13 protein-coding genes and 1 pseudogene are annotated in these 12,758 nt (G+C 41.4%); 11 read left to right on the forward strand and 3 right to left on the reverse strand.

The annotated features are described in order from the left end of the window. Nucleotides 1-94: 94 nt before the first annotated feature. Nucleotides 95-607: a Uma2 family endonuclease gene (locus KA717_35655; protein ID UXE60766.1), complete on the reverse strand. Its 513-nt coding sequence runs from the start codon at nucleotides 605-607 to the stop codon at nucleotides 95-97. An 87-nt stretch (nucleotides 608-694) separates the two neighbouring features. Further along, nucleotides 695-1,204, reverse strand: coding sequence for a Uma2 family endonuclease (locus tag KA717_35660; GenBank protein UXE60767.1), 510 nt, complete (start codon nucleotides 1,202-1,204; stop codon nucleotides 695-697). 340 nt (nucleotides 1,205-1,544) lie between these two features. On the opposite strand from KA717_35660, the gene KA717_35665 reads away from it, so the two are divergent. From KA717_35665 to KA717_35715, 11 genes and pseudogenes are all read left to right on the forward strand, one after another. After that, nucleotides 1,545-4,175 (forward strand): penicillin-binding protein 1A, encoded by a 2,631-nt coding sequence (locus KA717_35665; protein ID UXE60768.1) that lies wholly within the window; start codon nucleotides 1,545-1,547, stop codon nucleotides 4,173-4,175. A gap of 213 nt (nucleotides 4,176-4,388) precedes the next feature. Further along, nucleotides 4,389-4,781 (forward strand): DUF29 domain-containing protein, encoded by a 393-nt coding sequence (locus tag KA717_35670; protein ID UXE60769.1) that lies wholly within the window; start codon nucleotides 4,389-4,391, stop codon nucleotides 4,779-4,781. A 197-nt stretch (nucleotides 4,782-4,978) separates the two neighbouring features. Beyond that, nucleotides 4,979-5,596: a hypothetical protein gene (locus tag KA717_35675; GenBank protein UXE60770.1), complete on the forward strand. Its 618-nt coding sequence runs from the start codon at nucleotides 4,979-4,981 to the stop codon at nucleotides 5,594-5,596. A 410-nt stretch (nucleotides 5,597-6,006) separates the two neighbouring features. After that, on the forward strand, nucleotides 6,007-6,606 hold the full coding sequence (gene coaE, locus KA717_35680; protein UXE60771.1) for a dephospho-CoA kinase: 600 nt from the start codon (nucleotides 6,007-6,009) through the stop codon (nucleotides 6,604-6,606). Beyond that, nucleotides 6,575-7,039: a DUF86 domain-containing protein gene (locus KA717_35685; GenBank protein UXE60772.1), complete on the forward strand. Its 465-nt coding sequence runs from the start codon at nucleotides 6,575-6,577 to the stop codon at nucleotides 7,037-7,039. Before coaE ends, KA717_35685 begins: the two co-directional genes overlap by 32 nt. 159 nt (nucleotides 7,040-7,198) lie before the next feature. Further along, nucleotides 7,199-7,489 carry a nucleotidyltransferase family protein gene (locus KA717_35690; protein ID UXE60773.1) on the forward strand — a complete coding sequence of 97 codons (291 nt, stop codon included), beginning with the start codon at nucleotides 7,199-7,201 and terminating at the stop codon, nucleotides 7,487-7,489. Then, entirely contained in the window at nucleotides 7,479-7,832 is a 354-nt protein-coding gene (locus KA717_35695) for a DUF86 domain-containing protein (GenBank protein ID UXE60774.1), read from the forward strand. Before KA717_35690 ends, KA717_35695 begins: the two co-directional genes overlap by 11 nt. 438 nt (nucleotides 7,833-8,270) lie before the next feature. Beyond that, a complete protein-coding gene (locus KA717_35700) occupies nucleotides 8,271-8,699 on the forward strand; it encodes a hypothetical protein (protein ID UXE60775.1) in 429 nt (142 codons plus the stop codon). Further along, nucleotides 8,665-8,985: a hypothetical protein gene (locus KA717_35705; protein ID UXE60776.1), complete on the forward strand. Its 321-nt coding sequence runs from the start codon at nucleotides 8,665-8,667 to the stop codon at nucleotides 8,983-8,985. The genes KA717_35700 and KA717_35705 overlap by 35 nt, the downstream gene beginning before the upstream one ends. Before the next feature lie 59 nt (nucleotides 8,986-9,044). Further along, nucleotides 9,045-10,325, forward strand: a complete 1,281-nt coding sequence (locus KA717_35710; GenBank protein ID UXE64880.1) for an ISKra4 family transposase — start codon at nucleotides 9,045-9,047, stop codon at nucleotides 10,323-10,325. Nucleotides 10,326-10,441: 116 nt separating this feature from the next. After that, nucleotides 10,442-11,723 (forward strand): annotated as a pseudogene (locus KA717_35715) (ISKra4 family transposase). On the opposite strand, the gene KA717_35720 reads toward KA717_35715, so the two are convergent. Further along, nucleotides 11,696-12,745 (reverse strand): GTPase domain-containing protein, encoded by a 1,050-nt coding sequence (locus KA717_35720; protein ID UXE60777.1) that lies wholly within the window; start codon nucleotides 12,743-12,745, stop codon nucleotides 11,696-11,698. The pseudogene KA717_35715 and the gene KA717_35720 sit on opposite strands and share 28 nt — an antisense overlap. Between the last annotated feature and the right edge of the window lie 13 nt (nucleotides 12,746-12,758).

Consider the following 12,758-nt stretch of genomic DNA (forward strand, 5'->3'; position numbering starts at 1 on the left):
TTTTTATTATTTCTTTTTCTCAAGGAGAGGATCTGCCTTGCTTCCTCCTTCTCCCTTCAGATTTTGATGGCAACGGCGATCGCGGCAATATTTTTTAGTTCAAAATACGGGTTAAGGTAATCTCTAATTCGGGAAAAGCGAGGGAAGTGAGGGTTTGGGGTGCAGTCAAAATAGTCTGATCTTGATAGTAGCCCTCTTGAGGAGAGTGATAGACTTCTAACTGAGCTTGATTCAAATTGACGAGCCAGACTTCATTAATACGATGCTTAGCGTAAAGCGGAATTTTAATTTCTCGATCATAACTGAGGCTAGAATCAGCCACTTCGATCAAAAGCAAGACATCCTGGGCTTGGGGCAGTTGATGAGCATAAAAGTCTTCACGAGGTTTAAGCAACACTAAATCGGGTTGGGGTTCAGAATGAGGAGCTAGCCGCAGAGAATTTTGAATACTAATAATTGTTCTTTTTTGGAGTTGGAGAGTCAAAAACTGATCCAATAAACGGTTAATCGTTGCCGCATGACGAAAACCAATGGGTGACATGGTAATCACTTCTCCTTCGATGAGTTCTAGGCGATCGCTCGGCGGAAAGATCTGAGCTTCCCCCATTTGGTGGAACTGTTCGGTCGTAAATTTGTGGGTGAGTAATTGCATGATTTTTGGGGTAGGAGAGAAAGACGATCGCGGCAATATTTTTTAGTTCAAAATACGGGTTAAGGTAATCTCTAATTCGGGAAAAGCAAGAGGAGTGAGGGTTTGGGGTGCAATCAAAATAGTCTGATCTTGATAGTAGCCCTCTTGAGGAGAGCGATAGACTTCTAACTGAGCTTGATTCAAGTTGAAGAGCCAGACTTCATTAATACGATGTTTGGCGTAAAGCGGAACTTTAATTTCTCGATCATAACTGAGGCTAGAATCAGCCACTTCGATCAAAAGTAAGACATCCTGAGCTTGAGGCAGTTGATGAGCATAGAAATCTTCACGGGGTTTAAGTATTACTAAATCGGGTTGGGGCTCCGAATGAGGATCTAGCCGGATAGGATTTTGAATACTGATAATGGCTCGTTCACCCAGTTGACGCGGGAACCAATTACCCAAATAGTTAATAACAAAAGCATGACGAAAACCAATGGGCGACATGGTAATCACTTCTCCTTCGATGAGTTCTAGGCGATCGCTCGGCGGAAAGATTTGAGCTTCCCCCATTTGGTGGAACTGTTCGGTCGTAAATTTGTGGGTGAGTAATTGCATGGTTTTTAGTAAAATTGGCTAAAATCTTGCTTATTAAGTCAGTTTCTCTTTTTTAAACTTGCAACAATACAGAAAACAATCACAAAACGCCAGGTAATTACATTAAATCATAGGCAACCCAGAACGGCTTTTCAACATTTTTTTTCTCAGACATTCACCTTCGTTGATACATTCCTCTCCGCAAGCCATTTTCTTAGACTCCTCTTCTACAATGAAACTATTTAGAAAAAAAGATAGTCTGGGGTGTATCCTAGGACTTTAATCCTTGCCCTGAAGTTGTAGTCATAAAGTACCCGTGTTTAAACAGTTCACCCGTCAACTGAAGCGAAAAACGAGTCAAGTTCTCCGTTCTCTGGCGGAGCAGCTTGATCAAACTCCCCCCGATGCCAACGTTGCAGATGAAACTGAGCATTCTCCAGATATAACGGAGGAGAAGATAGACCCCAGTCTGACATCAGCCAATCCGACAACGGGTCAAGTGATTATCCAAAATCTTACCTATGGTGAAGCAGAAGGAGAAGGGTCTCGACGCAGGGTGATGGTGACGGTATCGCCTCAAGACATTCCCACCGAACCCAGGGTGATTTTAACGACGGAGCCTAGTTCCTCACCAACTGAGCCGACTACGCCTGTCAGTCCCAGTAAATCCCCTAGAAGTAGAAGACGCAGACGTTCTCCTCAGCCCAATGCTCTACTGAATAAAGTATCAACGGCTCTTGCTCCCATCGGTTCAGGGTTACAGCAAGTTCGACAACATCCGCGTTTCTGGTTGCTAGTCGGTATGGGTCTGGGAGCTAGTAGCGGCGCGATCGCCCTTAGTTGGGGAATTTATAGTCTAGAGAAAAATACCCAGGAAAATATTGACAATGTTCTGACCTATGCTCAACCAGGGACATTAACCATCAAGGCCAAAGATGGCAAAGTACTGCAAGAAATTGGGCCCGTCAGTCATGATCAGTTAAAAGTGGGGGCTATTCCCCTCTTGGTCAAACAAGCCTTTATTGCCAGCGAAGACCGTCGTTTTAATGAACACCGAGGCGTTGATTTACAAGGTATTACCAGAGCGTTGTTTTCTAACTTGCAAGCGGGAGAGGTTAGGGAAGGGGGCAGTACCATTACCCAACAGTTAGCCCGTCAAGTCTTTTTAAATCAAGATCGTAACTTTGGGCGCAAGATCCGAGAACTCCGACTGGCTCAAAAAATTGAAGAAAAATTCTCCAAAGAACAAATTCTAGAACGATATTTAAACTTGGTTTATTTAGGGTCTGGAGCCTATGGGGTGGCCGATGCGGCTTGGGCCTACTTTAGTAAAACACCTGATCAACTTACCCTGACCCAGGTCGCCACTTTAGCGGGTGTGGTTCCGGCTCCTAGTTTGTATTCTCCCCTTGAAAATAAAGAGACCGCCACCCAACGCCGCAATGAAGTTCTGCGGAAAATGCAGGATGTGGGCTTTATTACCCAGGCCCAAATGGACAAGGCGATCGCCGAACCGTTAGTGGTTAAACCCAGTCCGCTCAAACGCTTTGAACGGAATGCGCCCTACTTTACAGACTATATTCTCCAACAATTACCCAAGCATATTTCCGAAGCGGATCTGAAAAAAGGAGGGGTAACGGTGATCACCACCCTTAATTATCCCTGGCAGCAGGCAGCCCAACGCATTTTAACGGAGGAAGTGAAGAATTCAGGTCAGTGGCAACGCTTTTCTCAAGCGGCCTTGGTCTCCATTGATCCGAAAACTGGGGCTATTAAAGCGATGGTGGGTGGTAAAGACTACGAAAAAAATCAATTTAATCGCGTTACCCAGGCCAAACGTCAACCAGGTTCTACTTTTAAACCAATCCTTTATTCCGCCGCGATCGCCTCTGGGATTTCTCCTAACAAGACCTACCTCAATGCTCCTTTTACCATTCGCGGTTACACTCCCGAAAACTATGGCGACAAATACACAGGCGAGCAAATGTCCTTGCGGCAGGCCCTCACCAATTCGGTCAATGTGGTCGCGGTTAGATTGCTCATGGATGTGGGTTGGAATCCCGTTATTAATTTAGCTCGCAAAATGGGAATTGAGTCTAAGTTAGAGCCAACCTATTCTCTTGCCCTGGGAGCCTGGGAAGTCACCCCCTTAGAAATGACCAGTGCCTATACAACTTTTCCGAATAAGGGAGTTCATGTTAGACCGTTTGCGATTCAGCAAGTTTTAGATGCTAAAGGATCGGTCATTTACCAAAACAAACTCCAATCCCAAGTGGCCCTTGATCCAGATAGTACTGCGATTATGATCTCGTTGATGCGAAGTGTGGTGACATCGGGAACTGGCCGGCCAGCCCAACTCAGCGATCGCCAGGTTGCTGGTAAAACAGGGACTTCAGACAAAGCGAGAGATCTATGGTTTATCGGCTATATTCCTCAGTTGGTAACAGGGGTATGGCTTGGGAATGATAATGGTCAGCCCACCAAAGGGGCCAGTGCAACCTCGGCTCTCATCTGGGGGAATTTTATGCGAGAGGCAGTTAAAGGTATGCCCGTTAAGTATTTTCCCCCTCTGCCTAAAAACCTAGAGAATCGTAAACCAACGATTAAAGCTGAACCATTGAAAGGACATAAGATTATCGCCCTGGCTATTCCTTCAGCCCCGTCAGGTAATACTAGTCAGTTGAATAGCACGGACGATACTAGTCGTTCCCGTCGTCGTTCCCGTCGTCGTCGTTCTCTTGAGACAGCCAATGCTGATAGTAATAGCAATAATAATAACTCTAGTAGTACTCGTCGTCGCCGTCGCCGTTCAGTAGAGACTGCCAGCAATGATTCTTCTTCCCCTCGTCGTTCTCGTCGTCATCAGTCAAGTGCTCAATCCTCTTCCCCTTCAGTGAGCAATGATAATGGCCTACCCGCCCCCCCCGCAGCCCGTAAGTCGGAATAGCTAATTGGGTTTTCTGTTTTGGCAGACATTCTTCGCCGATCGCTTTTTTTCTCAGGTTAAACGGCGATCGCATTTTTGTTAAAATTAATCAGAGGACGGAAAAATGATTTGCAATCTTGCAAGATTCAACCTCAAAACCTATTCTTGCATAGAATAAATACTATGAATCAGAGCATTACTCAAACTCTCTACGAACAGGATTTTTCCCTGTGGGTGAAGGATACAGTTCAAAAACTAAAGGCAAAAAACACGGAAAACTTGGACTGGGAACATCTGATTGAGGAAATAGAAGGCTTGACCCGTAGCGATCGCCGTGAAATCAAACATCGTCTCATTACTCTCTTTGAACACGCCCTCAAACGTCGCTATGTGCCACTCAATGAGTGTTATCGAGGATGGGAGCTGACGATTAAACGCACCCAATCTAAGTTACAGGATATTTTAGATGATTCTCCTAGCTTACATTCCTATTTGTTAGAGATCATTCCTAACTGTTATCAAGAAGCATTAGAAAATGTTCGGATTGAGTACAATTCTCTTTTTCCAGACGAATATGTTTTTTCCGCAAAAATAAACTTATTGCTGACTCAAAAAATCTGGGAATAACCTGTCTTTACCTGAATATTGAAAGTGAATGTTTAAGTTAATCACAAAGAAAGGCGATCATTATCATTCTAAACTTACTGGAAGTTTTCGATAATGGCAATTATAAATCCATAAACTCCATTGACAGAACAGGAAAATATTTTATAATACTTATAAAGTTCGACTTCAAAAGCTATGTACAAATTGAGGAACCCATCATGGCATTAGCGAAACTTATCAAAACGTCAGCAATGGGGGGGGTAATGCTTATGGGACTGAACCTGCTTTCCCAACCTGCCCAGGCTATTTTGTACAATGTTACTGGAAAATTAGCTGATGGTGGTAATCTCACTGGTTCGTTTGATTATAACCCTAACACTTACACCAACTGGAATATTAGCATTGCAAACTCACTAAATACAACGTTTAATAAAACTTACGACACTACTTCAAGCTTTGTTTCCATAAGTGGTTCATCGGGACTAATCTCCGACGCGAGTCAACTAATATTGGCACTCAACGGCTCAGATTTTAATACCGATAATTACCAATTCGTTCGCTTGAGTTTCGTGACTTCCTTAACAGGAACATCAACAGATGTCACATCCCTTGTACAAGGTAGCTTTCCTGTTTCTGGTTCGTTGGGTTCCGTAACATCATTTGCGGCAACTATTAACGGCGTGCCAGTGAATGCAAGGGAAGCCATTAATAGTGTTCCTAGTTCTGTTGTTGCTGTTCCTTGGGAAACGGATGCTCTTCCTGTTATTGGTAGCACCGTTCTTTTTGGTTTGGGGCTTTGGGCTAAACGGAAATTTGCCAAGCCTTTGCAAAAGTAATGCCCTCTGAATTTCCCAATTCTGGGGGAAAGCCCCCTAAATCCCCCAATTTTGAAGGACTTTGGAGTAATTCTGGTGTTAAAAGTTGAAGGTGCGATCGCTTTTTCTGGGGAGAAAAGTTAAACGGCGATCGCTTTTTATGTTTAGGAAGTTGAACGGCGATCGCTTTTTATGTTTAGGAAGTTGAACGGCGATCGCTTTTTGTGGGTAAAGAGGTTAAACGGCGATCGCTTTTTATGTTTAGGAAGTTGAACGGCGATCGCGTTGTTATTGCAGAATTATAGTTATGTAAATTAACCAGAGGACGGAAAATGATAAAAGAGAGCCATCTTCAACTAGGGAAAATTCCCACAATCCTCTAATCTTAAATCTTGTTCTATTTTTATATTTTAGCGAGTTAAGAGGTGTAAGTGAACCAAAAACGACGGCTAATTGGTCTAACAGGGGGAATTGCCACCGGCAAAAGTACGGTTTCCCACTATCTAGCCCAAACCTATCAATTCCCGATTTTGGATGCAGATGTTTATGCCAAGGAAGCTGTACTAAAAGATTCGCCCATCTTAGCTCAGATAGTAGCCCGCTATAGTCCTGCTATTTTACAAAGTAATGGGGAATTAGATCGCGGTAAGTTAGGAGAGATTATTTTTCAAGATGCGACGGAAAAAGCCTGGTTAGAAGCCCAGATCCATCCCTATGTGGGGCAACAGTTTGAGAAATTTTTATTATACTATCGAGATCCGACAATAATTCTTGCTATTCCCCTCTTATTTGAAGTGGACTTAACCCATTTAGTCACAGAAATTTGGGTCGTTTATTGTTCTCTTGATCAGCAAAAACAACGTCTGATGAGTCGCAATCAGTTAACCACTGAGCAGGCGATCGCGCGCATTCATAATCAGCTTCCCTTAGCAGAAAAGATGGCAAAAGCCGATGTCATTTTAGATAATTCAGGGGATTTGGAGTCATTGTATCAACAAATTGATCAAGCCTTACAGCTTAAATCCTCTTGATCCTAAAGTCTTTCTACCTGTAAATAATTCGTTGATAGATTATCCTGTGAAACGGTACGATAGGGCTTTCGAGCTCGCGTCAGATGTAATCAACGAAAATTTTACAGCAAGAGATATTTTAGAATCTATCAGTGAAATTGAACAACGTACAAAGGGAATAACGTTTGAGCAATTTGCTAGGAATCAAACAACTGTCAAAGCGGTTCTCTATGATTTCATCATTATTGGAGAAGCCACTAGAAATGTATCGAAGGAAATTCAATCTCGCTATCCTCTTATTCCTTGGCGTTTGATGGGGGGAATGAGAAATATTGCAACTCACGAATATTTTCAAATTAATTTAAGTAGAGTTTGGGCAACAATTCAAGAAGATTTACCTACCTTAGTGCCACAACTACAAGAAGTATTAGATGGCGAAGTAAAGATAGAATAGTTGACTTGATAAGCGAGGGAGAAAAATTGTCCTTTCAACTGAGTGAATTAAGGGGCGATCGCTCTTTTTTCATTGATGGTTTGTAGGAGATTTTAGTTTGCGCTTGAGGATTTCACCTACAGGGCTATAATATTGACATCAGGTTCAAGGAAACATCCGATGAAACGAGATGAGGTACTGGCAATTCTAGCGGCACACCGAGAAGCGTTGCAGAGACGGGGAGTAAAATCTCTTACTTTATTTGGTTCAGTGGCACGGGATGAAGCTAGTCCCGATAGTGATGTGGATTTGTTAGTGGAATTTAATCAACAAGGTGGTTTTTTTCAACTTCTGCAAGTACAGTATTATTTAGAAGATATTCTGGGGTGTTCTGTGGATTTAGGAACTCAGGATGCCTTAAGAGAACATTTACGAGAACCTGTGTTGGAGGATGTCATCAATGCCTTCTAGAGATTGGCGACTTCGCCTTCAAGATGTTTTAGAATCTATCAGTGAAATTGAACAATGTACAAAGGGAATAACGTTTGAGCAATTTGCTAGGAATCAAACAACTGTCAAAGCGGTTCTCTATGATTTCATAATTATTGGAGAAGCAACTAGAAATGTATCGCAGGAAATTCAATCTCGCTATCCTCTTATTCCTTGGCGTTTGATGGGAGGAATGAGAAATATTGCAACTCACGAATATTTTCAAGTTAATTTAAGTAGAGTTTGGGCAACAATTCAAGAAGATTTACCAAGCTTAGTACCACAACTACAGGAAGTGTTAGAAAGCGAAGCAGAAATAGAATAGTTGTTTGATAAGCGAAAGAACAACTTTCCTCTCAACTGACTGAATCAATCAGGCTAAACTCAGATAATGTTCGAGGGAAACAGTGCGATCGCACTTCATCAGAGAAAGCGATCTCAGTAACTCGACAAATTAGCCAAAAATAGAGTTACAATTCTATTGCAAGATCGGTGATAGAACTTGAGTTGGCACACAGTAACCCACAATGAGGTTATCATTTCCCCTAGTGGGTTTACGTTCCTTAACCCAAACTACAGATCGGCGATCGCACTACGAGATCGGCGATTGTACTACAGAGTCAAACTTTTGAAAATTTCATCAAACGAAGTGGGAAGTAATTGCTCCATTCTGGACTCTAGCCAGCTTGTAACTTGCGCTGAATTTGAATTGGCTGGGGTGTGACCTTTAGTTGATGAAGGAAAAGAAAAGTGTTAACATGGGATGAAAAGTGACAAAGAGGAAACAATGATGACAGCAAAACTAATTAATGTAGAGGGTTCAAAGATAAAAATAGAACTAACATTAGAACTCAGTCGTTCAATGTTGGATACAGAAATAAATATTCAAAAAGGCTTAAACGAAGTAGGTTGCATCGCCAGCAAAGAAGCCTTGAAATATTTAGATACAGATGGTTCACCCTTAAAAATCGGTGAAGAAATCTGGAAGAGTAAGGGAGAGCAACCGAAAGAATATCAAACACCTTATGGTGAGGTTATAGTGAATCGTCATGTATATCAGCGTTCACCTTTGAGGAAAAACGTATTGCCCCTTAGAAAGAGAAGCAAGGATAATCATAACATCAACGCCATTATTGGCAAAACAGGTATCCTCAAAAATGTCAGGGATGGCAGGCAAAGAGGTGAAAAATGATTTATTAGAAAATCATGGTAGAAAAGTAGCGCTATCCTATATCCAAAGATTGAGTGAAGCAGTAGGAAGTGTGGTACAGGCAAAAGAAGAAGCGTGGAGTTATGCCCCGCCCAAGGAGGATAGCCAAATTGCAACAGTGGGAATAGGATTAGATGGAACCTGTATGCTGATGTGTGAGGATGGCTACCGTGAAGCAATGGTGGGAACCGTTTCCCTATACGATAGTGAAGGCGAACGTCAACATACAATCTATCTAGGTGCGGCACCAGAGGGGTGCGACTTTTAGTTGATGAAGGAAAAGAAAAGTGTTAACATGAGATGAAAAGTGACAAAGAGGAAACAATGATGACAGCAAAACTAATTAATGTAGAGGGTTCAAAGATAAAAATAGAACTAACATTAGAACTAAGTCGTTCAATGTTGGATACAGAAATAAATATTCAAAAAGGCTTAAACGAAGTAGGTTGCATCGCCAGCAAAGAAGCCTTGAAATATTTAGATACAGATGGTTCACCCTTAAAAATCGGTGAAGAAATCTGGAAGAGTAAGGGAGAGCAACCGAAAGAATATCAAACACCTTATGGTGAGGTTATAGTGAATCGTCATGTATATCAGCGTTCAGTAGGAGGAAAAACGTATTGCCCCTTAGAAAGAGAAGCAAGGATAATCATAACATCAACGCCATTATTGGCAAAACAGGTATCCTCAAAAATGTCAGGGATGGCAGGCAAAGAGGTGAAAAATGATTTATTAGAAAATCATGGTAGAAAAGTAGCGCTATCCTATATCCAAAGATTGAGTGAAGCAGTAGGAAGTGTGGTACAGGCAAAAGAAGAAGCGTGGAGTTATGCCCCGCCCAAGGAGGATAGCCAAATTGCAACAGTGGGAATAGGATTAGATGGAACCTGTATGCTGATGTGTGAGGATGGCTACCGTGAAGCAATGGTGGGAACCGTTTCCCTATACGATAGTGAGGGAGAACGTCAACATACAATCTATCTAGGTGCGGCACCAGAGTATGGAAAAAAGAGTTTTCTAGAAAGATTAGAAAGAGAAATTGAGCGAGCGAAAAAACGTTATCCAGAGGCAACATTGGTCGGGATAGCAGACGGGGCAGAATCAAATTGGAAGTTTTTAGAAAAGCAAACGGAAGAACAGATATTAGATTTCTATCATGCCTCTGGTTACTTAGGTGCCTTGGCAGAAGCGTTGCATCCGAATACAGTGTCAAAACAAAAAGAATGGTTGACTGAAAATTGTCGAGAACTCAAGCATGAAAAAGGAAAAGCAGGAGAACTGCTAAATCTGATGAAAGAAGTCAAAGAAGAAAAAAGTCATTCTAAGAATCTTACCGAGAAACTACAAGCGGCGATTACTTATTACGAGAATCATCAGCATCAAATGGATTATGCTGAATACTTAGAGAAAAAGTATCCGATTGGTTCAGGTGTTACGGAAGCAGCTTGTAAGACGTTGGTCAAACAACGATTATGTTGTTCAGGGATGCGATGGAAGGAAAAAGGAGCAGGAATTATTTTGAGCCTACGAGCTTTGGTATTGACCAAGGAACGATGGAGTCAATTTTGGGCAAAACTTGATCAATATGGGTTCCCTGTAGAACCCTGATTACAACAGCTTTTATCAACTAAAGGTCGCACCCCATCAATTGGGTGTGACCTTTAGTTGATGAAGGAAAAGAAAAGTGTTAACATGGGATGAAAAGTGACAAAGAGGAAACAATGATGACAGCAAAACTAATTAATGTAGAGGGTTCAAAGATAAAAATAGAACTAACATTAGAACTCAGTCGTTCAATGTTGGATACAGAAATAAATATTCAAAAAGGCTTAAACGAAGTAGGTTGCATCGCCAGCAAAGAAGCCTTGAAATATTTAGATACAGATGGTTCACCCTTAAAAATCGGTGAAGAAATCTGGAAGAGTAAGGGAGAGCAACCGAAAGAATATCAAACACCTTATGGTGAGGTTATAGTGAATCGTCATGTATATCAGCGTTCACCTTTGAGGAAAAACGTATTGCCCCTTAGAAAGAGAAGCAAGGATAATCATAACATCAACGCCATTATTGGCAAAACAGGTATCCTCAAAAATGTCAGGGATGGCAGGCAAAGAGGTGAAAAATGATTTATTAGAAAATCATGGTAGAAAAGTAGCGCTATCCTATATCCAAAGATTGAGTGAAGCAGTAGGAAGTGTGGTACAGGCAAAAGAAGAAGCGTGGAGTTATGCCCCGCCCAAGGAGGATAGCCAAATTGCAACAGTGGGAATAGGATTAGATGGAACCTGTATGCTGATGTGTGAGGATGGCTACCGTGAAGCAATGGTGGGAACCGTTTCCCTATACGATAGTGAAGGCGAACGTCAACATACAATCTATCTAGGTGCGGCACCAGAGTATGGAAAAAAGAGTTTTCTAGAAAGATTAGAAAGAGAAATTGAGCGAGCGAAAAACCGTTATCCAGAGGCAACATTGGTCGGGATAGCAGACGGGGCAGAATCAAATTGGAAGTTTTTAGAAAAGCAAACGGAAGAACAGATATTAGATTTCTATCATGCCTCTGGTTACTTAGGTGCCTTGGCAGAAGCGTTGCATCCGAATACCGTGTCAAAACAAAAAGAATGGTTGACTGAAAATTGTCGAGAACTCAAGCATGAAAAAGGAAAAGCAGGAGAACTGCTAAATCTGATGAAAGAAGTCAAAGAAGAAAAAAGTCATTCTAAGAATCTTACCGAGAAACTACAAGCGGCGATTACTTATTACGAGAATCATCAGCATCAAATGGATTATGCTGAATACATAGAGAAAAAGTATCCGATTGGTTCAGGTGTTACGGAAGCAGCTTGTAAGACGTTGGTCAAACAACGATTATGTTGTTCAGGGATGCGATGGAAGGAAAAAGGAGCAGGAATTATTTTGAGCCTACGAGCTTTGGTATTGACCAAGGAACGATGGAGTCAATTTTGGGCAAAACTTGATCAATATGGGTTCCCTGTAGAACCCTGATTACAACAGCTTTTATCAACTAAAGGTCGCACCCCATCAATTGTTCTTTTAATCCAGCTATGCGTTTGATTAGATAAATTGTTAGATTGAAATTTTAGATCTACAAGAAATTCTAAAAGATTATAACAGGCTTCATGAATAGACTGATCGCAGGTATAACTATCTTCTGGCTTCTGACAACTTGCATAAGCAAATACATCAACAAGCATTTTTTTAACCTGATGAACATATTCGTTTGGAGTTTTTTGCTGTTGATAACTAATTAACCCCTTAAATAATTCTCCCTTCTCATTACCTAGCACCTCGCAGGAATATAATACTAGATCTGAAATAACTTCACCTGTCCAGCAACTAACAGGAATAATGATTGGCTGGTTATCTTCACCAAGAACAAAATTATGGACTTCTTTAATTCTCGTAGCAACATCTTTGATATTTTGTTCGGTTGCATATATAGTGCCAGTTTGTTTGTCAGCAAATATATTGAACACATAAATAATCTGACTGTATCGACTTAGTAAGTCTCCAAGATAGAGACAGTCCACGTCTAAGAACTGCTTATCTGGGGCAATCAGATACAGAATTAAGTCAGGCTCAAGTATTTGCCTATGTCTAAATTCTGAGACAGTAAAGGTGTTTTTAATAGGTTCACTACCGATGCTATATTGTGAAAGAATTAAATCATCTACTTTCTGAAGCTTCCCTCTCTGCTCAATACCAAGAGCAGCACGATTATAGTTTTCCAACTTTCCTTTACTAGCAACACCTGGAAGATCGAAGTACTTTAACCCATTAGGAAATTCAACAAGATTGACTTCATCGGTACAATCTTGTTCTCCTGTAGACGGCATGAAATAATCAACTCCAATAAGTCGATTGCCTAGAGTTGTTTTTCCGCTTCCTGTTCTTCCTGTAGCACAGAGATTGATTGAAGTGAAGCAGTTTGAAAGCTCGTTTAGCTTTTCAATTAGAAACTTAGCCCGAATAGATGATATTGACGGGGAATCAAGCTTAAAAAACATACTTTTTTACTCC

The sequence above is a fragment of the Woronichinia naegeliana WA131 genome (assembly GCA_025370055.1).
Taxonomy (GTDB): domain Bacteria; phylum Cyanobacteriota; class Cyanobacteriia; order Cyanobacteriales; family Microcystaceae; genus Woronichinia; species Woronichinia naegeliana.

What these genes read in the sequence shown, in the direction of transcription:
- KA717_35690 (UXE60773.1), top strand. Translation starts at nt 7,199, where the DNA reads ATGAAACGAGATGAGGTACTGGCAATTCTAGCGGCACACCGAGAAGCG.
- KA717_35705 (UXE60776.1), top strand. Translation starts at nt 8,665, where the DNA reads ATGTCAGGGATGGCAGGCAAAGAGGTGAAAAATGATTTATTAGAAAAT.
- KA717_35720 (UXE60777.1), bottom strand. Translation starts at nt 12,745, where the DNA reads ATGTTTTTTAAGCTTGATTCCCCGTCAATATCATCTATTCGGGCTAAG.
- KA717_35675 (UXE60770.1), top strand. Translation starts at nt 4,979, where the DNA reads ATGGCATTAGCGAAACTTATCAAAACGTCAGCAATGGGGGGGGTAATG.
- KA717_35695 (UXE60774.1), top strand. Translation starts at nt 7,479, where the DNA reads ATGCCTTCTAGAGATTGGCGACTTCGCCTTCAAGATGTTTTAGAATCT.
- KA717_35655 (UXE60766.1), bottom strand. Translation starts at nt 607, where the DNA reads ATGGGGGAAGCTCAGATCTTTCCGCCGAGCGATCGCCTAGAACTCATC.
- KA717_35710 (UXE64880.1), top strand. Translation starts at nt 9,045, where the DNA reads ATGACAGCAAAACTAATTAATGTAGAGGGTTCAAAGATAAAAATAGAA.
- KA717_35700 (UXE60775.1), top strand. Translation starts at nt 8,271, where the DNA reads ATGAAAAGTGACAAAGAGGAAACAATGATGACAGCAAAACTAATTAAT.
- KA717_35660 (UXE60767.1), bottom strand. Translation starts at nt 1,204, where the DNA reads ATGGGGGAAGCTCAAATCTTTCCGCCGAGCGATCGCCTAGAACTCATC.